The organism is Allosediminivita pacifica, from assembly GCF_003054175.1.
Classification (GTDB): Bacteria; Pseudomonadota; Alphaproteobacteria; order Rhodobacterales; family Rhodobacteraceae; genus Allosediminivita; species Allosediminivita pacifica.
This window is the reverse complement of sequence record NZ_QBKN01000004.1, coordinates 142,056-167,063: the sequence shown is the minus strand read 5'-3', so window position 1 is coordinate 167,063 and position 25,008 is coordinate 142,056. Positions and strand designations below refer to the sequence as shown.

Genomic DNA, 25,008 nt, shown 5'->3' with positions numbered 1-25,008 from the left:
AAAGGCCCGCCGTTGCCGGCGGGCCTTGGCTTTATTCCTGCGGGATGACGCGCAGGCCAAGCTCCATGAGCTGATCGCTGGTCGGCTCCGACGGCGCGTTCATCATCAGGTCCTCGGCCCGCTGGTTCATCGGGAACATGATGACTTCGCGGATGTTCGCCGTGTCCGCCAGGATCATGACGATGCGGTCGATGCCGGCCGCGCATCCGCCGTGCGGCGGGGCGCCGAAGCGGAAGGCGTTGACCATGCCGCCGAAGCGCTTGCGCACCTCGTCTTCACCGTAGCCGGCAAGCTCGAAGGCCTTGAACATGATGTCGGGGCGATGGTTCCGGATGGCGCCCGAGAGGATCTCGTAGCCGTTGCAGGCGAGGTCGTACTGGTAGCCTTTCACGCTCAGCGGATCGCCGTCGAGCGCGTCCTTCCCGCCCTGCGGCATGGAGAAGGGGTTGTGGCTGAAGTCCACCGCGCCGCTTTCCTCGTCCGCCTCGTACATCGGGAAGTCGACGATCCAGGCAAAGGCGTAGCGGTCCATGTCGGTCAGGCCGCATTCCTCGCCGATCACGTCGCGCGCCTTGGAGGCCACGCGTTCGAAGCTCGCGGGCTTGCCGCCGAGGAAGAAGGCCGCGTCGCCGACGCCGAGACCCAGCTGCTGGCGGATCGCCTCGGTCCGCTCGGGGCCGATGTTCTTGGCCAGCGGGCCGGCGGCCTCTGTCTCGCCGTCCTTGTCGCGCCAGAAGATGTAGCCCATGCCGGGCAGGCCTTCCTTCTGCGCGAAGGAGTTCATGCGGTCGCAGAACTTGCGCGAGCCGCCCTTGGGCGCGGGGATCGCGCGGATCTGGGTGCCGTCCTGCTCGAGCAGCTTGGCGAAGATGGCAAAACCTGAACCGCGGAAATGCTCGGACACGTCCTGCATCTCGATCGGGTTGCGCAGGTCGGGCTTGTCGGTGCCGTATTTCAGCAGCGACTCGGCATAGGGGATCTGCGGCCACTCGGTGTCGACACTGCCGTCGCCGAATTCCTCGAAGACGCCCTGGATGACCGGCTGCATCGTCGCGAAGATGTCGTCCTGCTCGACGAAGGACATCTCCATGTCGAGCTGGTAGAAATCGGTGGGCGAGCGGTCGGCGCGCGGGTCCTCGTCGCGGAAGCAGGGCGCGATCTGGAAGTACTTGTCGAAGCCCGAGACCATGATCAGCTGCTTGAACTGCTGCGGCGCCTGCGGCAGCGCGTAGAACTTGCCCGGGTGCAGGCGCGACGGCACGAGGAAGTCGCGCGCGCCCTCGGGGGAGGACGCGGTGATGATCGGCGTCTGGTATTCGCGGAAACCGCTGTCCCACATGCGCCGCCGGATCGAGGACACCACGTCCGAGCGCAGCATCATGTTGCGCTGCATCGCCTCGCGGCGCAGGTCGAGATAGCGATAGCGCAGGCGGGTTTCCTCGGGGTATTCCTGATCGCCGAAGACCATCAGCGGCAGTTCCTCGGCGGCACCGAGCACCTCGACGTCACGGATGTAGACCTCGATCTCGCCGGTGGGCAGCTTGGGGTTCACGAGGCTTTCCGCACGCGCCTTCACCACGCCGTCGATGCGCACGCACCATTCGCTGCGCAGGCGTTCGACCTGGGAAAAGACCGGGCTGTCGGGATCGCAGAGCACCTGCGTCATGCCGTAGTGGTCGCGCAGGTCGACGAAGAGGACGCCGCCGTGGTCGCGGATGCGGTGGACCCAGCCGGACAGGCGAACGGTATCGCCCACGTTATCCATGGTCAGGTCGGCGCATGTATGGCTGCGATAGGCGTGCATAGGGGTCGAACCTTTCAGGAAGTGCGCGGATATTTGGCGCCGATACACCGCCAAGGGGGCCGGAAGTCAAGGGAAGCGGGACATGGATTTGCCAGAACCAAAAATTCTTTGGTAACTTTTAACGATCTGGCGCGTTTAGCGCTTTTGGTTGAGATTAGTTACGAAGGTGGGACACGATGTGGAAAACAGCGTTGGACCGTATGCTTCGACGTCTTTTGACGTGGGGTGAGCTGAAAGTTGAATGGCCTGATGGCGAAACGCGGACCTACGGCCCTGGCGGGGGCATCAGCTCCTCGATCCGCCTGACCCGGGAAGAGATCCTGCGCCCGCTGTGCCTGAATCCCGTTCTCGCGATTGGCGAAGGGTACATGGACGGTTCGATCGATATCGAGACCGACGAGATGTACGACCTGCTGACCCTGCTGGTGCGAAACCAGCAGAAGGGGGGCGGGCTTCCGGCCGGGCTCAAGGCGTACGGGCGTTACCGCGACGCCGTACGCCGGTTCATGCAGCACAACGATCCGCGCAAGTCGCGCAACAACGTGGCGCATCACTACGACATCTCGGACGACCTCTACCGACTCTTCCTCGATGCCGACATGCAGTACAGCTGCGCCTACTTCGCGCGCCCGGATATGACGCTGGAAGAGGCGCAGGAGGCGAAGAAGCGCCATATCGCGCACAAGCTGATGATCGAACCGGGGATGCGTATTCTCGATATCGGGTGCGGCTGGGGCGGCATGGCGCTGACACTGGCGCGGGACTACGGCGCACGAGTCGTGGGCGTGACGCTTTCCGAGAACCAGCTGAAGACGGCGCGCGAGCGCGCCGAAGCCGAGGGGCTCTCCGACAAGGTGGAGTTCCGGCTGATCGACTATCGCGACCTGAGCGACAGCTTTGACCGGATCGTGTCGGTCGGCATGTTCGAGCACGTCGGCCTTCCGCATTTCGCCGAGTACTTCGACAAGGTGGGCGATCTGTTGAAGGAAGACGGTGTCGCGCTGATCCACACGATCGGGCGCGTGGCCCCTCCGGGTGCGACCAGTCCCTGGATTGCCAAGTACATCTTCCCAGGCGGCTACGTGCCGTCGATGTCCGACGTGGCCCCGGTGCTGGAGCGTTCCGGGCTCTGGACAACGGACATGGAGATCCTGCGCGGCCATTACGGTCCGACCATCCACCACTGGCACCAAAGGTTTGAAGCCAACCTCGACAAGGTGCGAGAGATGTATGACGAGCGGTTCGTCCGCATGTGGCGCTTCTATCTGATCGCCTGCGAGATGGCCTTCGAAGAGCAGCATCAGGCCGTTTTCCAGTACCAGCTGACACACCGTCAGCACGCGGTGCCGGCAACGCGCGACTACATGTACCAACCGGATCAGGCAGAGTTGCTCCGCGCGGCCGAATGATCCATCCGAGTGCTTCCCGCGGTTTGGAGGTGAGGTCTGTCGCTCGGGGCCACTGGGCCTGAAGGTCGCGCTGGTGGGTTAATCTGACCGCCGCGCGCGAGGTGCGGGTCCCTCTGCGGCAATCCGGACCTTTCAGCGGAGAAATGCGCGGTGCTCTGCATGGCGGATCGCTGGCACCGACTTTTGCTCGGTGTCCAGTCCGAGTTCAGCCAGCCGGAAATCGACCGGATTGCGGATGGCGCCCCCGAAACCTTCATGGCACGTTACGGCCCGTGACAGCCCCACGACGGGCAGGCAAACGGAGGTCATGCGTGCAGACGGTTTCGGAAAACAAGTGCTTCGGCGGGGTCCAGGGGGTCTACTCCCACGAGTCGGAGGTATGCGGCGGCGAGATGACCTTCGGCCTCTACATGCCGCCGCAGGCCAGTCGGGGGCCGGTGCCGCTGCTGTGGTTCCTGTCGGGACTGACCTGCACCCACGAAAATGCCATGACCAAGGCCGGCGCGCAGGCCTATGCGGCCGAGGCGGGCATCGCGCTGGTGTTTCCCGACACCTCGCCGCGCGCCGCCGAGGCCGCTGATGACGAGGCCTTTGACCTGGGCAAGGGCGCGGGCTTTTACGTGAACGCCACGCAGGACCCTTGGGCATCGCATTACCGCATGTGGGACTACGTGTCTGATGAGCTTGCCGCTCTGCTCTTCGAGAATTTCGCCGTGGACAGCGACCGGCAGTCGATCACCGGCCATTCCATGGGCGGTCACGGCGCGCTGACGCTGGCCATGCGCCTGCCGGGCCGGTTCAAGTCGGTTTCGGCCTTCGCGCCGATTGCGCATCCGACCCGCAGCGACTGGGGCCGCAAGCAGTTCTCGGCCTACCTCGGCGAAGATGAAACCGCCTGGCGCGAACACGATTCGACGCTGCTGATGCATGACCTCGGCTTCGATGGCCCGGTTCTCGTGGATCAGGGTGGTGATGACCAGTTCCTCGACCTGCTCATGCCCGAGCAACTGGCCGAGGCGATGACCGCCCGCCGTCAGCATGGCACCTTCCGCATGCAGCCGGGCTACGATCACTCTTATTTCTTCATCTCGACCTTCATGGGCGAGCATGTCCGCTTCCACGCCGAGGCGCTGGGCGTCGCCTGAGCCGCGGCCTTTACAATCCGGCGGGCGCGGCGTTTGCTGCGCCCGCAATCAGGAAAGGAAGCGCCCATGGCCGTCGACGCGGTGATCTTCGACATCGGCAACGTGCTGATCCGCTGGCAGCCCGAGATCTACTACGATGCCACTCTGGGCGAGGACCAGCGGCGTGAAATGTTCGCCGAGGTCGACCTGCACGGCATGAACGACCTGATCGACCGGGGCGCCGATTTCCGCGAGACCGTCTACGACTGTGCCGAGCGGAACCCGAAGTGGCGCGCCGCCATCCGCGACTGGCATGACCGCTGGCTGGACCTTGCCCAGCCGGAGATTCCGCATTCGATCAGGCTGAAGAAAGCCTTGCGCGACAAGGGCATCCCGGTCTTCGCGCTGACCAATTTCGGCATCGGGACCTGGGCCGTGGCAGAGCCCGCCTATCCTTTCCTGAAGGAATTCGACCGGCACTACATCTCCGCCGAGATGAAGGTGATCAAGCCCGAGGCGCGCATCTACGAGATGGTCGAGGCGGACTGCGGCATCGCGCCGGAGCGCCTGCTGTTCACCGACGACAAGGCCGACAATATCGCTGCCGCCGCCGCGCGTGGCTGGCAAACCCATCTGTTCGAAGGACCGCAAGAATGGGCCGCGCGCCTTGTCGCCGAGGGCCTGCTGACCGAGGAGGAGGCCGCATGACCAAGATCATTCCCTTCGATCAGGGCGAGGCCAATCTCGACTGGATCGGGCTGACCGATGCGCTCGCCGCCGGGCATGAACGCCCCAAGGCCGAGATCGGCGACCTGTTCATCTACCGCGGCGAGGATACCCTGCTGAACCGGTCGGCCTGGATCGACGGGCTCGGCGTTGCGGTGAAGGCCGCGACCGTGTTTCCCGGTAACCCGGATCGAGGGCTTGGCCGGGTCAACGGGGCGGTGAACCTTTTCGAGGACGAGACCGGTCTGCTTGAGGCGGTGGTGGATTTCCATCTGGTCACGAAGTGGAAGACCGCCGGCGACAGCCTCCTTGCCGCGCGGCGTCTGGCGCGGCCGGACAGCCGCAAGATCCTGATTGTCGGCGCCGGAACGGTGGGGGCCTCCTTGCACGCCGCCTATTCCGCCGCCTTCCCCGACGCCGAGTTCACCGTCTGGAACCGCACCACGGAACGCGCGCGCAGCTTTGCCGAGGATCTGGGCATCGCCTGGGCCGAGGACCTGGAAGAGGCGGTGGGTGCTGCGGATATCGTAACCTCGGCCACCATGAGCACCGAGCCGCTGATCCGGGGCGATTGGCTGACGCCGGGAACGCATGTCGACCTGATCGGGGCCTATCGCCCGGATATGCGCGAGGCCGACGACGCGGCGCTGAAGCGGGCGCGGATCTTCGTCGACAGCTACGACACGACGCTGGGCCATATCGGCGAGATCAAGATCCCGCTAGATCAGGGCGTCATCGCCAAGTCCGACATCGTGGCGGACTACTACGATCCTGCCGCGTTCACCCGCGCGCCCGAGGATATCACGCTCTTCAAGAACGGGGGCGGCGCGCATCTGGACCTGATGACGGCGCGTTACATTCTTGACCGGTTCGAGGGTTAGGCCGCCGCAGCCGGTCGTAGCTGCGAGGGGCGTTCGCGCACCGGCAGATGGACGAGGGCGCTGAAGGCGCCGACGCCAACGCCGATCCACCAGACGACGGTGTAGTTCCCGTAAAGGTCGTAGAGCCGACCGCCCAGCCAGACCCCCATGAAGCCGCCGAGCTGGTGGCTGAAGAAGACGATCCCGTAGAGTGTCCCCATGTAGCGCAGCCCGTAGAGATGCGCGATGAGCCCGCTGGTCAGTGGAACCGTCGCCAGCCAGAGCGCGCCCATCACCGCCGAGAAGATCAGAACTGATGCGGGCGTGATTGGCAGCGCGATGAACAGGGCCGCCGCGATGGTGCGGCCCGTGTAGATGCCGGCGAGCAGGTACTTGCGCGGAAACAGGTTGCCGGCCCAGCCCGCCGTGAGCGTGCCCAGTATGTTGAAGAAACCGATCATCGCGATGGCCAGTGCCCCGAGCCCCGATGTCGTCGTGATGCCGAGCCCGTGCAGGACGCCGCCGGGCGCAATGGGGCCGCACAGCTCGGTCACGAAGGCGGGGAAATGCGCGGTGATGAAGGCGAGCTGGTAGCCGCAGCTGAAGAAGCCGACGAAGATCAGCGTGAAGGACGGATCGCGGGCGGCCCGCCCCAGGATCGTTCCCATGCTTTCCTGGAGTTCGGCCTTGGTCGCGGGTTCGGGCGCGCGCATCAGCGGCAGGACGAGAATGACCGCCAGCACCGTTGCCGCGAAGACGAGGAAGACCGACTGCCAGGACATGACCGACAGCAGCGCCTCGGCCACGGGCGGGCCCACGATCTGGCCCGAGCTGCCCGCGGCGGTCGCGATGGCAAGGCTCATCGACCGGTTCGCGTCGCTGGATGCGCGTCCGACCACGGCAAGAATGACCCCAAAACCCGTGCCGGCGATGCCAAAGCCTACGAGGACCTCGTAGATATGGTGGGCGGCGGGCGTGACGGCAAAGCTCGACAGCACAAGGCCCGCCGCGTAGGTCACTGCGCCGAGCACGATGGCCCGTCGGTCCCCGATGCGTTCCGCGATGGCGCCGAAGATCGGCTGCCCGATGCCCCAAGCCAGGTTCTGGATCGCGATGGCCAGCGAGAACTCGGAGCGCAGCCAGCCGAATTCCTCGGCGATCGGGATCTGGAAGACGCCAAAGCTCGACCGGACGGCAAAGCCCACGAGGATGATCAGGCAGCCGCCGATCAGGACCGGCGTGAAAAGGGGCGTTGTGCGGGGCATGGTGGTTCCTCGGCGTCCTGCCCATTTGCGTCATCCTCACAGCAAAGATCAAATGCATGTTCTTGGGCCTTGCCATCAACGACCGTGATACGGCACGCGTGGCCCCTAGGCATTGCTTTCGGGCCTCGGTATGCACGGGCATGCCAAGCGTATCTGATCTCTACGAAGCCCGTCTCGAAGAAGGCCGCCTGACGCGGGATCCCGCGCAGGAAGAGGCGCTGCCGGAGTTCGAGCGTATCCGGTCCGAGCTCTCCAAGCCGCGGAAGAAAGGTCTTTTCCGAAAGGCGCCCGAGCCGCCGAAGGGGCTCTATATCTGGGGGGGCGTGGGGCGCGGAAAGTCCATGCTGATGGATCTCTTCGTCGAAAGCCTCAAGGTGCCTGCCCGCCGGGTGCATTTCCATGCCTTCATGCAGGAGGTGCAGGGAGAGATCCACAAGCTGCGCGAGAAGGGCCACGAGGACCCGATCAAGCCGGTCGCAAAGGATGTCTCGGACAGCATCAAGGTGCTCGCCTTCGACGAGATGCAGATCACGGACATCGCCGACGCGATGATCGTCGGGCGCTTCTTCGAGCGTCTCTTCGACGCCGGCTGCGTGGTGGTCACGACGTCGAACCGCGTTCCCGACGATCTCTACAAGGACGGCCTCAATCGCGAGCTTTTCCTGCCTTTCATCGAGCTCATCAAGGAGCGGCTTGTCGTGCACGAGCTGGCGAGCGAGCGGGACCACCGGCAGGACCGCCTGTCCGGAAGCCAGGTCTACTTTGCCCCTGCCAACGCCGAGGCACGGGCGGACATGGACCGGATCTGGCAGGAGCTGACCCACGGCGAGGAAGACACGCTGACGCTGCGCGTGAAGGGACGCGAAGTGACGCTGCCGCGCTATCACAATGGGGTGGCGCGGGCCTCGTTCTACGATCTGTGCGGTGCCGCGCTGGGGCCGGGGGACTACCTTGCGCTGGCAGAAGCGGTGCGTGTGCTGCTGCTCGAAAACATTCCTCGGCTGGGACGGAGCAACTTCAACGAGGCCAAGCGCTTCGTGACGCTTGTCGATGCGCTCTACGAGGCGAAGGTTCGCCTGATCGCAAGCGCTGCGGACGAGCCGGAAAGCCTCTATGTGGAGGGACGGGGGGCTTTCGAGTTCGAGCGTACCGCGAGCCGGCTTCGCGAAATGCAGAGCGAGAGCTGGGGCGTTTCGTCGGACGGGGACTGAGCGAAGTTCAAAAAAAGGGCCCCGGGTGGGGCCCTAGAAACTGCTCTCGCTTGGGTCTTCTGCCTGTCGTTGTCTTGGAGGCTGTGCCGACTGGTGTCGCGGCACGAATCTTGGTTCGGGGCGTCTGATGGAAGCCCCTGAAGTCCGGGGATCTTGGCTATGTCGAGGTAAGTCTGTGGCTGGATCCACAACTCAACTTGTAGAGGAATAAACCCCTAGCGTCAACATATAGTGTCGCGAACTATCCGTCGCGAGGCGAATCGAATTCCGCGCGAGATGGGCTGCCGTTTATCCGCGCATTCGAAGGATATGCCCGGCAAGGTAGAGCGATCCGCAGATCAGAATGCGCGCTTGCGGTTCCCTGCCAGCGATCTCCGAGAAAGCTTCGACGGGGCTGGCGGCGGTGTCCGCGGTAATGCCGCAGCCGCGCGCGGCCTCTGCCAGCTCTTCTGCCGTCATCGAGCTGACCTCGCCGGGAATGGAGAGCGCGGTGAGGTGGTCGGTCACCTTGGCAAGCGGTGTGAGAAAACCGCTGGCATCCTTGGTGCCGAGCATGCCGCAGACGAGGTGGGTGGGACGCGCGGGAAGCGAGGCGAGGTGCTTTGCAAGCGCCTCACCCGCCGCGGGGTTGTGTCCGCCGTCGAGCCATATCTCGGCGTCGGGCGCGGCCTTAGCAAGCGGTCCCTCGCGCAGCCGCTGAAGCCGGCCGGGCCAGAAGGCGCGGGTGACGGCCGCCTCGAAGGCGGCGTCTGGCTGGCCCAGGTGGCGCAGGGCGGCAATCGCCGCGCCGGCGTTGTCGATCTGGTGCGCGCCGGGCAGGTTGGGCAGCGGCAGGTCAAGTAGGCCATGCTCGTCCTGATAGACGAGCCGCCCGTGTTCGGTGCCGACGTGCCAGTGCTGCCCGTGGATCAGCAAGGGCGCGCCCACGCGCGCGGCCTGCCGTTCGATGACCTCCAGCGCGGTATCGTCCTGCCGCGAGACAATGCAGGTCACGCCACGCTTGAGAATGCCGGCCTTCTCGCCCGCGATCGCATCGAGGGAGCCGCCGAGATATTGCTCGTGATCCATCGAGACCGGGGTAATGATGGACAGCGCCGGGCGTTCGACCACGTTGGTCGCGTCGAGCCGCCCGCCGAGCCCCACTTCCAGCAGCGTGAAATCTGCCTCGGTCAGCGCAAAGGCAAGCAGCGCGGCCACGGTGGTGATCTCGAAATAGGTGATCGGCTCGTGATTGTTGGCCTGCCAGCAGTCGTCGAGAAGGCGGGTCAAATGCTCTTCCGAGATTAGCTCACCTGCAAGGCGGATCCTCTCGTGAAAACGCGCGAGATGCGGCGAGGTATAGGCATGGCAGCGGTGCCCGGCGCCTTCGAGCCCGGCCCGGATCATGGCCTGCGTCGACCCCTTGCCGTTCGTCCCGGCCACATGGATCACGGGCGGGAGTTGCTGTTCTGGGTGATCGAGCGCGTCGAGCAGCCGCCAGACTCGGTCCAGCGTCAGGTCGATGATCTTCGGGTGAAGGGACATCATCCTTTCGAGGATGACGTCCGAGCTCTCGCCGCTCATTCCTTGCGGGGCGCGTCTTCAAGTGCCGGATTGGGGGCAGCTTGCACCTGGTCTGCGGCGCCATCTTCCGGCAGCTCTTCCGGTCCCGGTGGCGGCAGGTCCCCCCACGTGGCGGGCGGCAGCTGCATCAGCATCCGCAGGATGACGATAAGCTCCTCGCGCAATTCGCGGCGGTCGGTCACGCGGTCGAGCATCCCGTGCTCGAGCAGGTACTCGGCACGCTGGAAGCCTTCGGGCAGCTTTTCGCGGATGGTCTGTTCGATCACGCGGGGGCCAGCGAAGCAGATCAGCGAGCCCGGCTCGGCGATCTGGACGTCGCCCAGCATCGCGTAGGACGCGGTCACGCCGCCGGTCGTCGGGTGCGTGAGGACCACGATGTAGGGCAGCCCGGCTTCGCGCAGCATCTGGATGGCGACCGTGCTGCGCGGCATCTGCATCAGGCTGAGGATGCCTTCCTGCATGCGTGCGCCGCCTGCCGCCGAAAACAGCACGAAGGGCCGTCCCAGGCGGACCGCTTCCTCGATCCCGGCGATGATGGCGTTGCCCACGTACATGCCCATGGACCCGGCCATGAAGGTGAAGTCCTGCGCGGCGGCCACGATGGGCGTGCGGCCGATCTCGCCACGGGCGACGAGCATCGCTTCCTTTTCACCGGTCGCCTTCTGCGCGGCGCGCATCCGTTCCGGATATCGCTTCTGATCGCGGAAGTGCAGCGGGTCATTGACCGGTTCGGGAACGCTGATCTCGGAAAAAACCCCGCCGTCGAACAGCGCATGGAAACGGTCGCGCGGCGTAATGTTCATGTGATGCCCGCAGTTGGTGCAGACATTCAGGTTGTCGCTGATTTCGCGGTGAAACAGCATCGTTCCGCAGCTGTCGCACTTCGACCAGAGGTTCTCGGGGATTTCGCGCCGCGAGAAGATCGAGTTGATGCGCGGGCGGACGTAGTTGGTGATCCAGTTCATATCGGCGGCGTCCCTTGGATTGGGCGCTGACGTAAGCCACGTGGCGATGATTTGCAATCAGGCGCGCAGGACGAGTCTCGCTGCAAGCCATCCGACGGCGAGCGCGCCGAGGTCGATGGGAAGCTGAGCGCGCAGCATCTCGGCATCACCGGGGCCGAAGGGAAGCTGGTAAAGCGCGAGCGCAGACATGTCGCCCTGCATGGATGTCACCGCGACAGCGGCAAAGTTGTTCACGAAATGTAGCGCGATGGCAGGGCCGAGCGAGCCCGACCGCGCCGTCAGGTCGGCCGCCGCCAGACCGAAGAGAAAGGCCCAAAGCACCACGAGCATTGCGCTGTCGCCATAGAGGCCGGGCGCGTAGTGCGCCGCTGCGAAGAATGCCGAAGGAACGCCCATCCAGATCGCCGGAGCGTGGAGGCGCGCGGCAAGCTGCGATTGCAGGTAGCCGCGAAAGAACAGCTCCTCCGCGCCGGTCTGCAGTAGCAGCGTGACAAGGGTCAGCGGCAGGAAGGCCAGCCAGGTCGAGAGTGGAAGGCCGGGAATGAGAACGCTTGCGAAGGGCCATGGCGGCAGGAGGGTGATCGCCAGTTGCAGCCCGACAAGCGCGACGAGGACGCGGAGGAACTGCGATTTCAGCAAGGGCAACGGTCCCAGCAGCGAGACGCCGCTCCGGCGGTGTAGAAGCTCGGCTGCAACCAGCGTGCCGATGCCGAGAAACCCCGTGCTGAGAAGGAGGATCAGCAGCGTCAGCGGCGTGTCGGCCTGCGACAGCGTCTGCGTGAAGGAAAGATAGGTCTGTTCGTCGAGCGCGAGGCGCGCGATGGCAAAAACCGAACGGCCCAGTCCGAACGTGACTGCTAGTGCAAGCAACACACCCAATGCCAGCCGCCAGAGGGCCGATTGCCCGTCGGCAGTGGCCACCAGGATGCGGTGGGGGGCATAGGGGTCGCGCTTGGGCATGTCGGCGTTAGTGCTGCGCGCCGGGGCCGCTGTCAAATGACGCTTTGCCTGGATGAGCACTTTCGGACGACTTGATCAGGTCATGGCGCAAGCTTGTTGCTCTGGAGTGGCGTGCGGCGCAGCGTCCTGTCCGATCCGCTTGTCTGGCAAGGTCTGCTCGGCTAGACCCGACGAAAAGCCCGGAAGGATCCCCGCGATGCTCAAGCGTCCGTTCGACAAGACCAAGCTTCCCAGCCGCCACGTGACAGAGGGCCCGGCGCGGGCGCCGCACCGGTCGTACTACCATGCCATGGGCATGACCGAGGAAGAGATCCACCAGCCGCTGGTGGGCGTGGCGACCTGCTGGAACGAGGCCGCGCCCTGCAACATCGCGCTGAGCCGTCAGGCGCAGGCGGTCAAGGGCGGCGTGAAGCAGGGCTTCGGCACCCCGCGCGAGTTCACGACGATCACCGTGACCGACGGCATCGCCATGGGCCACGAGGGCATGCGCTCCTCGCTCGCATCGCGCGAGGCGATTGCCGACACGGTCGAACTGACGATGCGCGGCCACTGCTACGACGCAATCGTCGGTCTGGCCGGCTGCGACAAGTCGCTGCCGGGCATGATGATGGCCATGGTGCGGCTGAACGTGCCGTCGGTCTTCATCTACGGCGGCTCGATCCTGCCGGGCAAGGCGCCGCAGCTCGACGAGATCCCCGAGGATTTCCGGACCCGTGACCTCACCGTGCAGGATATGTTCGAGGCGGTCGGCCGCCACCAGAACGGCGAGCTTTCCGACGCGGCGCTTGCCATGCTCGAGCGTGTGGCCTGCCCAAGTGCGGGCGCTTGCGGTGGCCAGTTCACCGCCAACACCATGGCCTGCGTGTCCGAGGCGATCGGGCTTGCGCTGATGAACTCCTCCGGCATGCCGGCCCCTTACGAGAGCCGTGATCAGTACGGCGAGGCCTCGGGCCGCGCCGTCATGGATCTGATCGAGAAGAACATCCGCGCGCGTGACGTGGTCACCCGCAAGTCTCTGGAAAACGCCGCGCGCGTCGTGGCCTGTACCGGCGGTTCGACCAACGCGGGCCTGCATTTGCCCGCCATCGCCCACGAGGCGGGGATCGACTTCTTCCTCGAGGACGTCTGCGATATCTTCCGCGAGACTCCTTACTTCGTCGACCTCAAGCCCGGCGGCGCGCATGTTGCCAAGGACCTGTTCGACGCCGGTGGCATCCCGGTTGTCATGAAGGAGCTTCGCAAGGCGGGGCTTATCCACGAAGACTGTATCACTGCCAGTGGTCGCAGCATCGGCGAAGAGCTCGATCTGATCGACCGCGAGGCGGACGGCAAGGTTATCCACTCGATCTCGAACCCGATCACCAAGACCGGCGGTGTTGTCGGCCTCAAGGGCAACCTCGCCCCTGAAGGCGCCATCGTGAAGGTCGCGGGCATCCCGGCCGAGGGGCAGGTTTTCACCGGACCGGCGCGCGTCTTCGAATGCGAGGAAGAGGCCTTCGAGGCGGTCAAGGACCGTGCCTACGAGGAAGGCGAAGTGATCGTCATCCGCAACGAGGGTCCCGCCGGTGGCCCCGGCATGCGCGAGATGCTGGCCACCACCGCTGCGCTTTCGGGCCAGGGCATGGGCAAGAAGGTCGCGCTGATCACCGATGGCCGCTTCTCGGGGGCCACGCGCGGCTTCTGTGTCGGCCACGTCGGTCCCGAAGCGGCGCTGGGCGGTCCGATTGCCTTCGTGAAGACCGGCGATGTCATCACGATCAACGCCGTCACGGGCGAGCTTTCCGTCGAGCTGAGCGACGAAGAGCTTGCCGCGCGCAAGAAGGAATGGGCCGGCCCGCGCGAGACCATCTATGCCTCGGGCGCGCTGTGGAAATATGCCCAGCTTGTCGGTGCGACCTACAAAGGTGCAGTGACGCACCCCGGCGGCCAGGCCGAAAAGCACGTCTACGCGGATCTCTGAGGCGCAGACGCGTCGAATTCCGTTAATGTGATCGCCGCCATCCTCCGGGGTGGCGGCGATTTGCATTCGATGGCGCGAGCCGTAATTCCGCCGGTGGGTGAGCGCCTGCGATTGACCTTCCCTGCGGGGCGGGCCAGTTTGCCTGCAACCACGAAGGATCTTCCATGCACCCCCTGCGCGGCATCGCGTTCAAGACGAGCGCAATTCTGCTGTTCACCGTGATGTCCGCCCTGATCAAGGCCAGCTCCTCCGAAGTGCCGCCGGGAGAGGCGGTTTTCTTCCGGTCTTTCTTTGCCATGCCGGTGATTGTCGCTTGGCTCTTCTTTCGGGGCGAGTTGCGCACCGGCTTTCACACCGACTGGCCGATGGGGCATGTCTGGCGCGGGGTCGTGGGCGTCACGGCGATGGGCTGCGGCTTTGCGGCACTCGGCCTGCTGCCTCTGCCCGAGGTGACGGCACTGGGTTACGCCGCGCCATTGATGACGGTCCTTCTGGCGGCTCTGCTCTTGGGCGAACGGCTCCGCGCTTTCAGGATTTCCGCGGTTCTGGTCGGGCTGGTCGGGGTGCTGATCGTGCTCTGGCCCCGCATCTCGGTGGACAACCTCGACCAGGCGGCAACGATGGGTGTCGCGCTCATGATGGTCTCGGCTGCAATGCGTGCGCTGGCGCAGGTGCATGTCCGCAGACTTGTCGCGACCGAGCAGACCTCGGCCATCGTCTTCTGGTTCTCGATGACGGCGACCGTCCTGTCCCTGTTCACCTTGCCCTTCGGCTGGCAGGTGCCGTCGGCCCAGATCCTGTTGTGCCTGATCATGGCAGGGCTGATCGGCGGTTTCGGTCAGATCCTGCTGACGACCGCCTATCGACATGCGGAGGCGGCTGTGCTGGCGCCCTTCGACTATGCCTCGCTCCTCTTTGCGATCCTGATCGGCTACACGGTCTTCGATGAGGTCCCGACGACGATGGTCCTGCTCGGGTCGTCCGTGGTCATGTCCGCGGGAGGCGCCATCGTCTGGCGCGAACGGCAGTTGGGGCTGCAGCGCGGACGGGCGCGTCCGAACATGACACCGAACGGATAGCGGCACTTGTCCTTCAAATCGGTGCCTCAGAAATAGCTGCGAACCAGTGCGCCCGCGAGAAGCGACCAGCCGTCCGCGATCACGAAGAAGGCAAGCTTGAACGGCAGCGAGACGATCGCGGGCGGCACCATCATCATGCCCATCGACATCAGCACGGCCGCGACGACGAGGTCGATGATCAGGAAGGGCAGGAAGATCAGAAAGCCGACCTGAAAGGCGCGCGCAATTTCCGACAGCATGAAGCTCGGCACGAGGACCGAAAGCGGCGCGTCGGGCGCGAGCGTCAGGCCCTCGGCGTCAGGCCGAAGATCCGCCATGGCCTCGAACGTGGCAGGGTCTGTGCGGCCCGCCATGAAATCGCGGAACGGGGCGAGCGTGGCGGGTATCGCATCCTCGACCGCGATCCGTTCATCGATGAGCGGCTGGAGACCGTTCTGCCAGGCCTGCGTGAAGACGGGCTCCATCACGAAGTAGGTCAGGAACAGCGCGAGGCTCACGATCAGCATGTTGGGCGGCGACTGTTGCAGGCCGATCGCCTGGCGCAGGATCGACAGCACCGTCACGAGGAACGGGAAGCAGGTGATCATGATCGCGATGCCGGGCGCGAGGCTCAGCAGGGTGATGAGCGCGATGAGCTGAATGCTCGTGCCGGTCACCGATCCGCCTTCGCCCAGGTCGACCGAGATCGACTGCGCCGATGCCGCGACGGGCAACAGCAGGAAGAACGCCGCAAGCGCGATCCGGATCATTTGTCAGGCCGGTGTCTGCAGGTCGGCCACCTCGGTCACCCTGACGGCAAGGCGTCCTTGCTCGTCGCCCTCGATCACCTCGAGCGCCCCGATGGCGATCAGCCTGTCGCCCACGTAGAGCTCGACCGGATCCTCGAGGCGCTTGTCGAGTGTGAGCACCGATCCGTTGGTCAGCTGCAGCAGGTCGCGTACCAGCGGCCTTGCCCGGCCCACCGAAACCGTGATCTCGATCGGGACAGAGGTGAAGACGGAGGCCGTTTCGCCGGCCTGGCCTTTGTCGAAGTCATCCATGAGCCGTCATCCTCCGGTTGTCGTGAACGAAGCCGCGGACGGACTCCGTGATGGTCTCGAGCGCTTCGGAGAGATCGATCTGTCGCTCGGTCTCGCCAAAGCGAAGGTCGGCCTGGCCCTCGGTAAGGGTGTCGTCCTCTTGCAGCGTCACCGGGAAGCCGAAGTCCTGTTCCAGTAGAGGGGCGACGCTCTCGGAGACGCCGGGAGCCACCGCGATGACCACACCCACGGACCCGACCTCGCGCGCGGTGCCGAGCAACTGTTCGAGCACCTGTGCTCCGAGCGCTTCGCGGGTCAGACCTGGCAGCAAGGCACTGACCATTTCCTCAAGCAGGGGGGCCATCGCATTCATCACCTGGGAATAGGCCTCGTTGTAGGTGAAGGAGAGGTCCTGGAGGTTCTGGGCCAGCGCGCTGGAGATGCGGCTGCTCTCTTCCGTCTGGGCCTTCACGGCATCGTCCCAGCCGGCGCGATAGCCGTTTTCGTAGGCTTCGAGTTTCTCTGCCTCGAGCTGGGCCACGCCGATGCCGGGCTCTTCCGGCGCAGGACGGGGTTTCGCGGCAGGTGCCTCGAAATCCTCGAGAAACTGGCGCAGGGCGGTCATTGGGCCTTCTCCTTCTCGGGATCGTCTTCAAGCCAGCTGCGCAGGATCTCCACGGTTTCCGACTTGCGCTCCTCGATGAGGTTGCGCAGCCGTTCGACCGGGTCGCCGTCCGTCCCTGTGCCGCCGATCGGCGAATCGAAGTCGACCATTCCCATTCCTCCGAAGTCGGGTCCGTCGGTCAGCATCGGCAGATCGCCGAAGCCGCCGGCGGGTTCGATTTCCCCGTCGAGTGCCGTGCCGCCCATGCCATCGTAGCCATCCTCGCCATCCCCGGCTGGGGCCGGCAGTGCTGCGGCGCCCGGCGCGGCAAGGATCGGCCGCACCACGAACATGCCAAGGATCAGTGCGACGACCGCGAGGATCGCCATCTGGATCAGGCGCATCGTGTCGATCGTCCCGGTGAAGAGGCCGGGAGAGATCGGCCCGGTTCCGAGCCCTTCCGGACGCTCGAAGGGCAGGGAGCGGATGGTGATCTGGTCCCCGCGCGCCTCGTCGAAACCCACCGCCGAGGCCACGAGATCACGCAGCGCTGCAAGCTCCTCATCGGGGACCGGGACGAACTGCTGTTCGCCGTCCGGGCCCTCCTGATAGCTGCCGTTGACGAGGACGGCGACGGTCTGGCGTCGGACTGCCCCTGGCATCCGGGTGACCTCCCGGGTGGTTTCGGAAACCTCGAAATTGACCCGTTCGCGCGTTTCGGAGCTTTGAGATTGGGAGGAGTCCCCGCCACCGCCGGCCGCGCCGTCGGGGAGGTTCGAGGCCACCGTGACGTCGCCGCCGCCGGTCTCCTGTGAGGTCTCGCTGCTTTCCTCGGTGTCGGTGGAAATGACCACGCGTTCCTGCGGGTCGAACCGGCGTTCGCGGATCGATTCGCGATCGGTGACCGTCTCGACGCTGACTTCGACCACCGCATTGCCACTGCCGACGCGGGCCTCGACCAGCCGTTGCACGCGCTCGCGCAGACCCACGGCCCTGTCTTCGGCGGTGGGACCCGCGCTGTTTTCGCTCTCGCTGGCGATGAGGCCACCACGCCCGTCGATCACCGCAACGTCTTCGGGGACAAGGCCCGGTACGGCAGACGCCACGAGGTACTTCAGCGCGCGTGCTTGCTGGACGGAAAGCTCCCCGCCGGAAGTGGACACCGAGATCGAAGCCGTGGGCGTGACATCGCGCTGAAAGGGATTGGCGCTGGAGTTCGCGATATGCACCCGTGCGCTCGAGATGTTCGGGTTCGACACGATGGTGCGCGCAAGTTCACCTTCCTTGGCCCGCCAATAGGCGGCGTCGAACATCTGCGATGTGGTGCCGAATCCGGACAGACTGTCGAGCAGTTCGTAGCCCTGGTTGGAGTTCGCGGGCAGGCCTTCGCTGGCCAGCGTCAGGCGCAGGCTGTCGCGCTGCGAATCGGGCACGAGGATGGCGCCACCGTTGACCTCGTAGGGAATGCCGCGCGCCTCCAGCGCCTGCACCACCTCGCCGGCCGCGCCGTTTTCCAGGCCTGCATAGAGCAGCGACATGCTGGGCGTGGACGCCAGGCGCGCAAGAAAGAACACAGACAGCACCGTGGCCACGGTCGCGGCAAGAACCACGATCCGCTGTCGCACGCTGAGCGCTGTCCAAACTGAGGTAATTTGCTCCACCACCGGCCTCCGTCCAAACGTTCTGTTCGGTTGGCCGGACACTGACCTATCAGACTTAACAATCAGTTAGCCCCTTTTGCATATGGTCACCCCTGGTCGGCCAGAAGGGTGCGGCCGGGATCCATCGAAGAGGCTGTGGAATGACTGATACCACTGTCGACGAGGAAGGGGCCGCGCCCGCGAAGCCGTCCAAGTTGCCCCTAATCATTGGCGTCGTGCTTGCACTTGCGGGGGCGGGCGGGGGCTTTTTCGCGGTATCGTCGGGTCTTCTGGGGCTTGGCGGCGGTGGCGATTCCGCAGAGCACGCCGACGAAAGTCCCGAGGCACCGGCCGAGCCCATGACACCTTTGGGCGATGTCGCGTTCATCGAGATCCCGCCGATGGTCATTTCTCTCGGGCCCGGTGCGCAGGCGGCGCACCTCCGTTTCCGGGCGAGTCTGGAGGTGCCGGGAAGCGCGCAGGCCGACGTCGAGCGGATCCTGCCGCGGGTCCAGGACGTGATGAACTCATACCTCCGGGCGCTCGAATCGCGGGATATCGAGGCGCCGGGCGCGCTCATCCGCCTGCGTGCGCAGCTACTGCGCCGGATCCAGCTGGTGGCCGGTGAGGGGCGCGTGCGCGACCTGCTCGTGACCGAATTTGTACTGAACTGAAAGGGATGGGAATGGATCTGATTGCCGATATCCTGCTTGCCGCGGGTGCGCTGGGGGCGGGTTTCTACTGTTTCGTCCTGTCTCGCCGGCTGACGCGTTTCACCGATCTCGAAAACGGGGTGGGCGGTGCCGTGGCGGTGCTGTCTGCCCAGGTGGACGACCTGACCCGCACGCTTGCCGAAGCGCAGAAGACAGCCGGCGAATCGAGCGAATCGCTGGCGGACCTCACCATGCGCGCCGAGGAAACGGCGAAGCGACTCGAGCTTCACCTTGCCTCGATGCACGGCTTGCCGAAGGACGAGGCAACGCGTCCGAAACCGGAAGAGACCGTACGTCCGAGAACGGAGGGGGATACCGTCTTCATGCGGCATGCCGGACGGGGGGCCGCGTGATGGCGTTCAAGAAGACCAAGACAACTGCAAAAACTTCCGGGAAGAAGCCACGTGTGCGTCGTTCGATTCGGCGCGGCGGTGGTGTCCTCGCGCTGATCGGCGGATTGCTTCTCGCGTCGGCCACACTGCGGATTGCGGTTGGTGCAAGCGATGCAATGGCGGCTAACGAGGCGCAACCCCCGAAGAAGAACATTCCGTGGAGGAGACGGCTTCCGGTTCCGGAATGGGGGGCGAGCAAGGCGCTGCGGCGAACCAGGTCTACGTTTCGGAGGAAGATCTTCGTCCGATGATCGAAGCGCTGAAGGCGCGAGAGGCACGGGTGGCCACGCTGGAAGAGGAAATCGACGTGCGGATGCAGGCGCTCTCGGTCGCCGAAAGCGAAATCGATCGAAAGCTCGCGCGTCTCGAGGAAGCCGAAGCCAGCCTGCGGGCGACTCTAGCGACTGCGCGAACCGCAGCAGAGGACGACGTGGCGCGCCTCACCGATGTCTATGCCTCGATGAAGCCCAAGCAGGCCGCTGCACTGTTCGAAACGATGGACCCGGAGTTCGCGGCTGGGTTTCTGGGAAGAATGCCGCCGGATGCGGCCGCCGCGATCCTCGCGGGACTGACGCCGGAAACCGCCTACACCATCAGCGTAATCGTTGCGGGCCGAAACGCCAACGCGCCGCGGCAATAGGGCAGGAACACCACGCCTGTAGGATCGTTATCCTACTGAAAGCCTGGCGCGAGTTGATTTTTGCGCCCGGGCGGGGAATAACCAAAACGCTTCCACGCGCTGAAACGGGGATTTTTCATGATCGACCGGCGAACCTTCTTTGCTGCCGCGGCCGCAAGCCTTGCGACGCCCGCGCTGGCGTACGAACTTGATCCTGTCTTCCAACCGCAGACCGTTGGCATGAAGCGCGATATGGAGGCGGGCCAGATCCTGATCTTGCCACGCGCCCACTTGCTTTACTTCATCACGGCACCCGGCGAGGCGCGTCGTTATGGCGTGGGCGTCGGCAAAGCGGGACTTGCGTTCACCGGCGAAGCCAAGATTGGCGCGAAGAAGAAGTGGCCGACTTGGCGCCCGACCAACGAGATGATCGAGCGCGAGCCGCAAGCCTACGCCGAGTTCGTGGACAACGACTATGTCCAGCCCGGCGGACCCGGTAACCCGCTTGGTGCGCGTGCGCTTTATCTTTTCCAGAATGGGCGTGACACCTACTTCCGGATCCACGGCACGACGCAGCCAAGTTCGATTGGCCGTTCCGTCTCGAACGGCTGCATCAGGATGATCAATGATCACGTCATTGACCTTTACGAACGTGTGCCGGTGGGCGCAAAGGTGACAGTCATCTAAGCTTCGAATCTGGGCGGTGGATCGCCCCATTTGTCTGTCCGAGGCGTTCTGAACCCGCCAACGGAAGGGCGGAGGGGCGCGCATTTGGCCTGAGCGCGCGATTTCTCTACCAATTCTTAGGGAAATTAGGCAGTCACTGCCTTAATTGAGCCCGATTCAAGGCCAAGTGGGGCGCTATGTCTTCTTTCATCGAAGTGGTGGGAGACGACCATGGCAACGATCATCATCTTTTTGGGCGGAAGCCTTCTTGGTTTCGGCGCCGGGTTCGCCGGCTGGATCACCGGTCAGATGTCGCTGTTCTCGGCCTTCGGACTTTACATCGCTGCCTCGCTCACGATGTCGCTCCTTTCGGTGGCCTTCGTTGCCTATTCCTCCGGGGGTAACGACGTGGCAGGTGAAGGGGTGTGAGGGCAGCAGACCCGAACTCGTGACCCGCCGGACCTAGTGGTCCAGCTTGTCGATCAACTCTTCCACTTTCGGTCCGACGCCCTCCACGATCCGTTCCACGCCGGTCGGATTGGGGTGCAGTCCGTCTGCCTGGACGAACTGGGACAGATCGTCGGGAAGCGCGCCGTTTTCTCGGAGACCCGCGAAGAAGCTGTCCAGATAGAGCGTTTCGTATTCCTCAGCCAAGTCCGGATAGATCGCATCGAAGGCCTGCTTGTAGTCGGCCCCGTAGTTCCCCGGCGCTTCGATGCCGATCAGAAGTACGGGAGTATTCTGCAGCTGAGCCACTTCGAGAATGCCCTCCAGGTTTCCGCGCGCGACCTCCGGATCGAGTCCTCTCAGCATATCGTTTGCGCCGAGCGCCAGGATCATCGCGTCGATCTCGGGCGTGAGCGACCATTCAACGCGCGACAATCCTCCGGCCGTGGTGTCGCCCGAGACACCGGCGTTCACGATCGCCACATCGTGATTGCGTTCACGTAGCCAAGTCTCTAGGCGACGCACGAATCCGTCTTGTTCCGGAAGCCCGTAGCCTTGGGTCAGGCTGTCGCCGAGCGCCAGGATATCCACCTGCTCGGCTAGCGCGGGTGCGGCCCAAAGCCCCAGCGTGAGCAGGGCAATCTTGCTGCCCCGACGCAGCGCTCCATATGTCTTTCGATGCTTCATGCCCGGACCCTTCCCTAATGACCGATACGGTTCTTTCCCTCAAAGATGTCACCCTCAGGCTCGACGGCAATGCCGGACCCGTCGAGATCCTGCACGGGGTTTCACTCGACGTGCGCCGGGGAGAGCGTCTGGGGCTTGTGGGACCCTCCGGATCGGGAAAGTCTTCCCTGCTCATGATCATGGGCGGGCTGGAGCGCGCCACGACCGGCCGCGTGGACGCTCTGGGCCATGACCTGAGCGCGCTGGGCGAGGATGCTCTTGCCCGCTTTCGGCGAGATCATATGGGCGTGGTCTTCCAGTCGTTTCACCTCATTCCGACGATGACCGCCCTTGAAAACGTCGCGACCCCGCTCGAGCTTGCCGGTGTGCGCGATGCCTTCGAGCGGGCTGGGGTCGAACTCGAGTCCGTGGGGCTTGCCCATCGCGCGGATCACTATCCCGGTCAGCTTTCGGGTGGCGAGCAGCAGCGCGTTGCGCTCGCCCGCGCGCTGGCGCCGCGACCAGACATCCTGCTTGCGGATGAACCGACCGGCAACCTCGACGAAGCCAATGGCGCGGCGGTGGTGGACTTGCTTTTTGGCATGTCGGCAAGGACGGGAACGACGCTTGTTCTTGTGACCCACGCTCCCGAGCTGGCTGCACGCTGTGACCGTGTGCTGCGGCTTCGGGATGGACGGGTGGATACGGATCAGGCGAGGGCCGCCGAATGAGCCTGCGCACCGCCGCGGTCCTGGCCCGGCGCGAACTGCGCGGCGGGCTGCGCGGCTTCCGGATCTTTCTGGCCTGCCTCGCGCTCGGGGTGGCAGCGATCGCCGGGGTCGGTTCCGTCCGGTCGGCAATCCAGACCGGCCTGGCCGAGCAGGGCGCCGTCCTTCTGGGCGGCGACGCGCAGGCGGAGTTCACATATCGCTTTGCCAGCGACGCCGAGCGCGACTGGCTCGAAAGCGTCTCGCAGGAGGTGTCGGAGGTCACGGATTTCCGCTCCATGGCCGTGGTCGAGCGCGACGGGCAGACCGAGCGGGGCTTGACGCAGGTGAAATCCGTCGACGCCGCCTATCCATTGCTTGGGCAGGTCAGGCTGGAGCCAGAAATGCCGCTGAGCGAGGCCCTTGCGGGACGCGACGGGCTGCCGGGGGCGGTCATGGCTTCGTTGCTCGCCAATCGGCTCGCGCTTCGGCCGGGGGACCGGTTCCGGCTGGGCTCGCAGGACTTCGTCCTTTCCGCGCGCATCGCGGCCGAACCCGACGACGCCGGCGCGGGCTTCGCGCTTGGCCCCCGGACCATCGTCACGACCGAGGCGCTGCAGGGCTCGGGGCTGCTTGCGCCCGGATCGCTGTTCGAGACTCAGTACCGCATGACGCTGCCCCCCGGAACCGATCTGGCCGCACTGGAGCGCGACGCCATGGCGCGCTTCGAAGATACCGGGATCCGCTGGCGCGACGCCCGCAACGGCGCGCCGGGGATCGAGACCTTCGTCGAACGGCTGGCGAGCTTCCTGGTGCTTGTCGGGCTGTCGGGGCTGGCGGTCGGCGGGGTCGGCGTCTCGGCGGCGGTGCGGGCCTACCTGTCGCGCAAGACACCGGTCATCGCGACGCTGCGCACGCTGGGTGCAACGCGCGGCGTGATCTTCGCCACCTATTTCATCCAGATCGGCGTGCTGTCCGTTGTCGGCATCCTGCTTGGGCTGATCCTTGGCGCTGCGGTTCCGATCCTCTTCGGGCCCTTCATCAACGCCGCCCTGCCGGTGCCGGCGGTCTTTTCCCTGCATCCAGCACCCCTGGCCGAGGCGGCGCTCTATGGCGTGCTCACGGCGCTGATCTTCACGCTCTGGCCGCTGGCGCGGGCGGAAGAGGTGCGTGCGGCGACGCTTTTCCGCGATGCGCTTGCCGGGGCCCGGACGTTTCCCGCACCCCGATACGTGGCCGCGACGCTTGTACTGGCGGCGCTGCTGATCGGGGCGGCGGCCGTCTTCTCTGGCAGTCCGCAGCTTGCGCTCTGGACGGCGGCGGGGATTGTGGCTGCGCTTGCGGTTCTCGTCATTGCCGCGAAGGGCCTGCAGGCCCTTGCCGGGCGGACCACGCGGGTGGCGGGCGGGCGGCCGGCCTTGCGGTGGGCGCTGTCGGCGATCGGTGGTGCGCGCGAGGGCGGCGGTTCTGTGGTGCTGTCGCTGGGTCTGGGCCTTTCGGTGCTGGCGGCAATCGGTCAGATCGACGGCAACCTGCGGCAGGCGATCCAGCGTGACCTTCCTGAGGTGGCGCCGTCGTATTTCTTCGTCGACATCCAGAACGACCAGATGCCGGGGGTCCTCGACCGGCTGGAAACCGATCCGGCGGTCAGCCGGATCGACAGCGCCCCCATGCTGCGCGGCATCATCACACGGATCAACGGGCAGTCGGCGAGCGAAGTTGTGGGCGACCACTGGGTGCTGAACGGCGACAGGGGCGTCACCTATGCCGCGACACCGGATGACCGCACGACCGTGACAGCGGGCACATGGTGGCCCGAGGATTACACCGGCGCGCCGCAGATCAGCTTCGCGGCCGAAGAGGCCGCGGAAATGGGTCTGCAGCTGGGGGACGAGATCACCGTGAACATCCTCGGGCGCGACATCACGGCGACAATCACCAGCTTTCGCGAGGTCGATTTCTCGACCGCCGGTATCGGCTTTGTGATGACGATGAACCCCGCGGCGTTGGAAGGCGCCCCTCACACCTGGATCTCCACCGTCTACGCGGATGCCGATGACGAGGCCGCGATCCTGCGCGATGTCGCGGACATGTATCCCAACATCACGGCCATCGGCGTGCGCGATGCCATCGGCCGCGTCTCCGAGCTTCTGGACGGAATCGCCGCTGCGGTGCGCTGGGGGGCGGCTGCGACGCTGCTGACAGGCTTCCTCGTGCTGGTCGGCGCAGCCGCGGCGGGCGAGGGGGCGCGGACCTACGAGGCGGCCCTTCTCAAGACGCTGGGGGCCACGCGCGCCCGCATCCTGCAGAGCTTCGCGTTGCGCTCGGCGCTCCTGGGCGCGGGCGCCGGTGTCGTGGCGCTGGCCGCCGGTATCGCCGGAGGGTGGGCGGTCGCGACCTTCGTCATGGAGACGTCGTTTTCCGTGATCTGGCCATCTGCCGTCGGCATCGTCGCGGGCGGGGTGCTGGCAACGCTTGTGGCGGGGCTTGGCTTTGCATGGCGCCCGCTGGCGGCACGTCCTGCGCGGGTTTTGCGCGCACGCGAATAGTCATCTTGAACGCCCATGTCGCGGGTGGCATGGACCGGGCAACCCCTGACGCTTGCCAAC

Annotated in this window: 24 protein-coding genes and 1 pseudogene; 15 read left to right on the top strand and 10 right to left on the bottom strand. The window is 65.3% G+C overall.

Annotated elements, in window-relative coordinates; translation table 11 throughout:
• Positions 1–31: 31 nt before the first annotated feature.
• Positions 32–1,804: an aspartate--tRNA ligase gene (gene aspS, locus C8N44_RS04655; protein WP_107975005.1), complete on the bottom strand. Its 1,773-nt coding sequence runs from the start codon at positions 1,802–1,804 to the stop codon at positions 32–34.
• Between the two features lie 176 nt (positions 1,805–1,980).
• Between aspS and C8N44_RS04650 the strand changes: the two genes are divergently transcribed.
• The 5 genes and pseudogenes from C8N44_RS04650 (at position 1,981) to C8N44_RS04630 (ending at position 5,944) form a co-directional block, all read left to right on the top strand.
• Entirely contained in the window at positions 1,981–3,213 is a 1,233-nt protein-coding gene (locus tag C8N44_RS04650) for an SAM-dependent methyltransferase (RefSeq protein ID WP_107975004.1), read from the top strand.
• Between the two features lie 126 nt (positions 3,214–3,339).
• Positions 3,340–3,489: pseudogene (locus C8N44_RS04645) on the top strand (TetR/AcrR family transcriptional regulator C-terminal domain-containing protein); the annotation flags it as partial.
• 35 nt (positions 3,490–3,524) lie between these two features.
• A complete protein-coding gene (gene fghA / locus C8N44_RS04640; protein ID WP_107975002.1) occupies positions 3,525–4,358 on the top strand; it encodes an S-formylglutathione hydrolase in 834 nt (277 codons plus the stop codon).
• Positions 4,359–4,424: 66 nt separating this feature from the next.
• Positions 4,425–5,045: an HAD-IA family hydrolase gene (locus tag C8N44_RS04635; RefSeq protein ID WP_107975001.1), complete on the top strand. Its 621-nt coding sequence runs from the start codon at positions 4,425–4,427 to the stop codon at positions 5,043–5,045.
• Positions 5,042–5,944, top strand: coding sequence for an ornithine cyclodeaminase family protein (locus C8N44_RS04630; protein ID WP_107975000.1), 903 nt, complete (start codon positions 5,042–5,044; stop codon positions 5,942–5,944). Before C8N44_RS04635 ends, C8N44_RS04630 begins: the two co-directional genes overlap by 4 nt.
• On the opposite strand, the gene C8N44_RS04625 is transcribed toward C8N44_RS04630, so the two are convergent.
• Positions 5,941–7,188 carry an MFS transporter gene (locus C8N44_RS04625; RefSeq protein ID WP_107974999.1) on the bottom strand — a complete coding sequence of 416 codons (1,248 nt, stop codon included), beginning with the start codon at positions 7,186–7,188 and terminating at the stop codon, positions 5,941–5,943. The genes C8N44_RS04630 and C8N44_RS04625 overlap by 4 nt on opposite strands.
• Positions 7,189–7,328: 140 nt before the next feature.
• On the opposite strand from C8N44_RS04625, the gene zapE reads away from it, so the two are divergent.
• A complete protein-coding gene (gene zapE, locus C8N44_RS04620) occupies positions 7,329–8,399 on the top strand; it encodes a cell division protein ZapE (RefSeq protein WP_107975068.1) in 1,071 nt (356 codons plus the stop codon).
• Between the two features lie 288 nt (positions 8,400–8,687).
• On the opposite strand, the gene C8N44_RS04615 is transcribed toward zapE, so the two are convergent.
• Genes C8N44_RS04615 through C8N44_RS04605 form a run of 3 tightly spaced genes read right to left on the bottom strand, consistent with a single transcriptional unit; the run spans position 8,688 to position 11,887 of the window.
• Positions 8,688–9,962 carry a bifunctional folylpolyglutamate synthase/dihydrofolate synthase gene (locus C8N44_RS04615; protein ID WP_107974998.1) on the bottom strand — a complete coding sequence of 425 codons (1,275 nt, stop codon included), beginning with the start codon at positions 9,960–9,962 and terminating at the stop codon, positions 8,688–8,690.
• Positions 9,959–10,927 (bottom strand): acetyl-CoA carboxylase, carboxyltransferase subunit beta, encoded by a 969-nt coding sequence (gene accD / locus C8N44_RS04610; RefSeq protein ID WP_107974997.1) that lies wholly within the window; start codon positions 10,925–10,927, stop codon positions 9,959–9,961. The genes C8N44_RS04615 and accD overlap by 4 nt, the downstream gene beginning before the upstream one ends.
• Before the next feature lie 57 nt (positions 10,928–10,984).
• Positions 10,985–11,887 (bottom strand): CPBP family intramembrane glutamic endopeptidase, encoded by a 903-nt coding sequence (locus C8N44_RS04605; protein ID WP_107974996.1) that lies wholly within the window; start codon positions 11,885–11,887, stop codon positions 10,985–10,987.
• A gap of 196 nt (positions 11,888–12,083) precedes the next feature.
• Between C8N44_RS04605 and ilvD the strand changes: the two genes are divergently transcribed.
• The gene (ilvD, locus tag C8N44_RS04600) at positions 12,084–13,847 is read left to right on the top strand and encodes a dihydroxy-acid dehydratase (protein WP_107974995.1); all 1,764 of its coding nucleotides are present in this window, start codon (positions 12,084–12,086) and stop codon (positions 13,845–13,847) included.
• A 164-nt stretch (positions 13,848–14,011) separates the two neighbouring features.
• A complete protein-coding gene (locus C8N44_RS04595; protein ID WP_107974994.1) occupies positions 14,012–14,926 on the top strand; it encodes a DMT family transporter in 915 nt (304 codons plus the stop codon).
• Between the two features lie 26 nt (positions 14,927–14,952).
• On the opposite strand, the gene fliP is transcribed toward C8N44_RS04595, so the two are convergent.
• From fliP to fliF, 4 genes are read right to left on the bottom strand one after another with little or no spacing between them, the layout of a single operon-like run.
• Positions 14,953–15,675 carry a flagellar type III secretion system pore protein FliP gene (fliP, locus tag C8N44_RS04590; protein WP_107974993.1) on the bottom strand — a complete coding sequence of 241 codons (723 nt, stop codon included), beginning with the start codon at positions 15,673–15,675 and terminating at the stop codon, positions 14,953–14,955.
• Positions 15,676–15,678: 3 nt separating this feature from the next.
• Positions 15,679–15,966: a FliM/FliN family flagellar motor switch protein gene (locus C8N44_RS04585; RefSeq protein ID WP_107974992.1), complete on the bottom strand. Its 288-nt coding sequence runs from the start codon at positions 15,964–15,966 to the stop codon at positions 15,679–15,681.
• Complete coding sequence (locus C8N44_RS04580; protein ID WP_107974991.1) at positions 15,959–16,570, bottom strand: FliH/SctL family protein; 612 nt, start codon at positions 16,568–16,570, stop codon at positions 15,959–15,961. Before C8N44_RS04580 ends, C8N44_RS04585 begins: the two co-directional genes overlap by 8 nt.
• A complete protein-coding gene (gene fliF, locus C8N44_RS04575; protein ID WP_107974990.1) occupies positions 16,567–18,210 on the bottom strand; it encodes a flagellar basal-body MS-ring/collar protein FliF in 1,644 nt (547 codons plus the stop codon). The genes C8N44_RS04580 and fliF overlap by 4 nt, the downstream gene beginning before the upstream one ends.
• A 140-nt stretch (positions 18,211–18,350) precedes the next feature.
• Here fliF and C8N44_RS04570 point away from each other — a divergent pair, with 140 nt between their 5' ends.
• The 5 genes from C8N44_RS04570 (at position 18,351) to C8N44_RS04550 (ending at position 21,008) form a co-directional block, all read left to right on the top strand.
• A complete protein-coding gene (locus C8N44_RS04570) occupies positions 18,351–18,863 on the top strand; it encodes a flagellar basal body-associated FliL family protein (protein ID WP_107974989.1) in 513 nt (170 codons plus the stop codon).
• Positions 18,864–18,874: 11 nt separating this feature from the next.
• On the top strand, positions 18,875–19,255 hold the full coding sequence (locus tag C8N44_RS04565) for a hypothetical protein (protein ID WP_107974988.1): 381 nt from the start codon (positions 18,875–18,877) through the stop codon (positions 19,253–19,255).
• Positions 19,256–19,451: 196 nt separating this feature from the next.
• Positions 19,452–19,934, top strand: coding sequence for a MotE family protein (locus C8N44_RS04560; protein ID WP_308421205.1), 483 nt, complete (start codon positions 19,452–19,454; stop codon positions 19,932–19,934).
• Positions 19,935–20,051: 117 nt separating this feature from the next.
• Positions 20,052–20,600, top strand: a complete 549-nt coding sequence (locus C8N44_RS04555) for a L,D-transpeptidase (protein ID WP_188758624.1) — start codon at positions 20,052–20,054, stop codon at positions 20,598–20,600.
• A gap of 210 nt (positions 20,601–20,810) precedes the next feature.
• Positions 20,811–21,008 (top strand): hypothetical protein, encoded by a 198-nt coding sequence (locus C8N44_RS04550; protein ID WP_107974986.1) that lies wholly within the window; start codon positions 20,811–20,813, stop codon positions 21,006–21,008.
• Positions 21,009–21,041: 33 nt separating this feature from the next.
• On the opposite strand, the gene C8N44_RS04545 is transcribed toward C8N44_RS04550, so the two are convergent.
• Positions 21,042–21,713 (bottom strand): arylesterase, encoded by a 672-nt coding sequence (locus tag C8N44_RS04545; RefSeq protein ID WP_107974985.1) that lies wholly within the window; start codon positions 21,711–21,713, stop codon positions 21,042–21,044.
• Positions 21,714–21,730: 17 nt separating this feature from the next.
• On the opposite strand from C8N44_RS04545, the gene C8N44_RS04540 reads away from it, so the two are divergent.
• Positions 21,731–22,423 (top strand): ABC transporter ATP-binding protein, encoded by a 693-nt coding sequence (locus C8N44_RS04540; protein WP_107974984.1) that lies wholly within the window; start codon positions 21,731–21,733, stop codon positions 22,421–22,423.
• Positions 22,420–24,948, top strand: a complete 2,529-nt coding sequence (locus C8N44_RS04535) for an ABC transporter permease (RefSeq protein ID WP_107974983.1) — start codon at positions 22,420–22,422, stop codon at positions 24,946–24,948. Before C8N44_RS04540 ends, C8N44_RS04535 begins: the two co-directional genes overlap by 4 nt.
• Positions 24,949–25,008: the final 60 nt, after the last annotated feature.

What these genes read in the sequence shown, in the direction of transcription:
- aspS (WP_107975005.1), bottom strand. Translation starts at nt 1,804, where the DNA reads ATGCACGCCTATCGCAGCCATACATGCGCCGACCTGACCATGGATAAC.
- C8N44_RS04650 (WP_107975004.1), top strand. Translation starts at nt 1,981, where the DNA reads ATGTGGAAAACAGCGTTGGACCGTATGCTTCGACGTCTTTTGACGTGG.
- C8N44_RS04635 (WP_107975001.1), top strand. Translation starts at nt 4,425, where the DNA reads ATGGCCGTCGACGCGGTGATCTTCGACATCGGCAACGTGCTGATCCGC.
- C8N44_RS04630 (WP_107975000.1), top strand. Translation starts at nt 5,042, where the DNA reads ATGACCAAGATCATTCCCTTCGATCAGGGCGAGGCCAATCTCGACTGG.
- C8N44_RS04625 (WP_107974999.1), bottom strand. Translation starts at nt 7,188, where the DNA reads ATGCCCCGCACAACGCCCCTTTTCACGCCGGTCCTGATCGGCGGCTGC.
- zapE (WP_107975068.1), top strand. Translation starts at nt 7,329, where the DNA reads ATGCCAAGCGTATCTGATCTCTACGAAGCCCGTCTCGAAGAAGGCCGC.
- C8N44_RS04615 (WP_107974998.1), bottom strand. Translation starts at nt 9,962, where the DNA reads ATGAGCGGCGAGAGCTCGGACGTCATCCTCGAAAGGATGATGTCCCTT.
- accD (WP_107974997.1), bottom strand. Translation starts at nt 10,927, where the DNA reads ATGAACTGGATCACCAACTACGTCCGCCCGCGCATCAACTCGATCTTC.
- C8N44_RS04605 (WP_107974996.1), bottom strand. Translation starts at nt 11,887, where the DNA reads ATGCCCAAGCGCGACCCCTATGCCCCCCACCGCATCCTGGTGGCCACT.
- ilvD (WP_107974995.1), top strand. Translation starts at nt 12,084, where the DNA reads ATGCTCAAGCGTCCGTTCGACAAGACCAAGCTTCCCAGCCGCCACGTG.
- C8N44_RS04595 (WP_107974994.1), top strand. Translation starts at nt 14,012, where the DNA reads ATGCACCCCCTGCGCGGCATCGCGTTCAAGACGAGCGCAATTCTGCTG.
- fliP (WP_107974993.1), bottom strand. Translation starts at nt 15,675, where the DNA reads ATGATCCGGATCGCGCTTGCGGCGTTCTTCCTGCTGTTGCCCGTCGCG.
- C8N44_RS04585 (WP_107974992.1), bottom strand. Translation starts at nt 15,966, where the DNA reads ATGGATGACTTCGACAAAGGCCAGGCCGGCGAAACGGCCTCCGTCTTC.
- C8N44_RS04580 (WP_107974991.1), bottom strand. Translation starts at nt 16,570, where the DNA reads ATGACCGCCCTGCGCCAGTTTCTCGAGGATTTCGAGGCACCTGCCGCG.
- C8N44_RS04570 (WP_107974989.1), top strand. Translation starts at nt 18,351, where the DNA reads ATGACTGATACCACTGTCGACGAGGAAGGGGCCGCGCCCGCGAAGCCG.
- C8N44_RS04565 (WP_107974988.1), top strand. Translation starts at nt 18,875, where the DNA reads ATGGATCTGATTGCCGATATCCTGCTTGCCGCGGGTGCGCTGGGGGCG.
- C8N44_RS04555 (WP_188758624.1), top strand. Translation starts at nt 20,052, where the DNA reads ATGATCGACCGGCGAACCTTCTTTGCTGCCGCGGCCGCAAGCCTTGCG.
- C8N44_RS04550 (WP_107974986.1), top strand. Translation starts at nt 20,811, where the DNA reads ATGGCAACGATCATCATCTTTTTGGGCGGAAGCCTTCTTGGTTTCGGC.
- C8N44_RS04545 (WP_107974985.1), bottom strand. Translation starts at nt 21,713, where the DNA reads ATGAAGCATCGAAAGACATATGGAGCGCTGCGTCGGGGCAGCAAGATT.
- C8N44_RS04540 (WP_107974984.1), top strand. Translation starts at nt 21,731, where the DNA reads ATGACCGATACGGTTCTTTCCCTCAAAGATGTCACCCTCAGGCTCGAC.
- C8N44_RS04535 (WP_107974983.1), top strand. Translation starts at nt 22,420, where the DNA reads ATGAGCCTGCGCACCGCCGCGGTCCTGGCCCGGCGCGAACTGCGCGGC.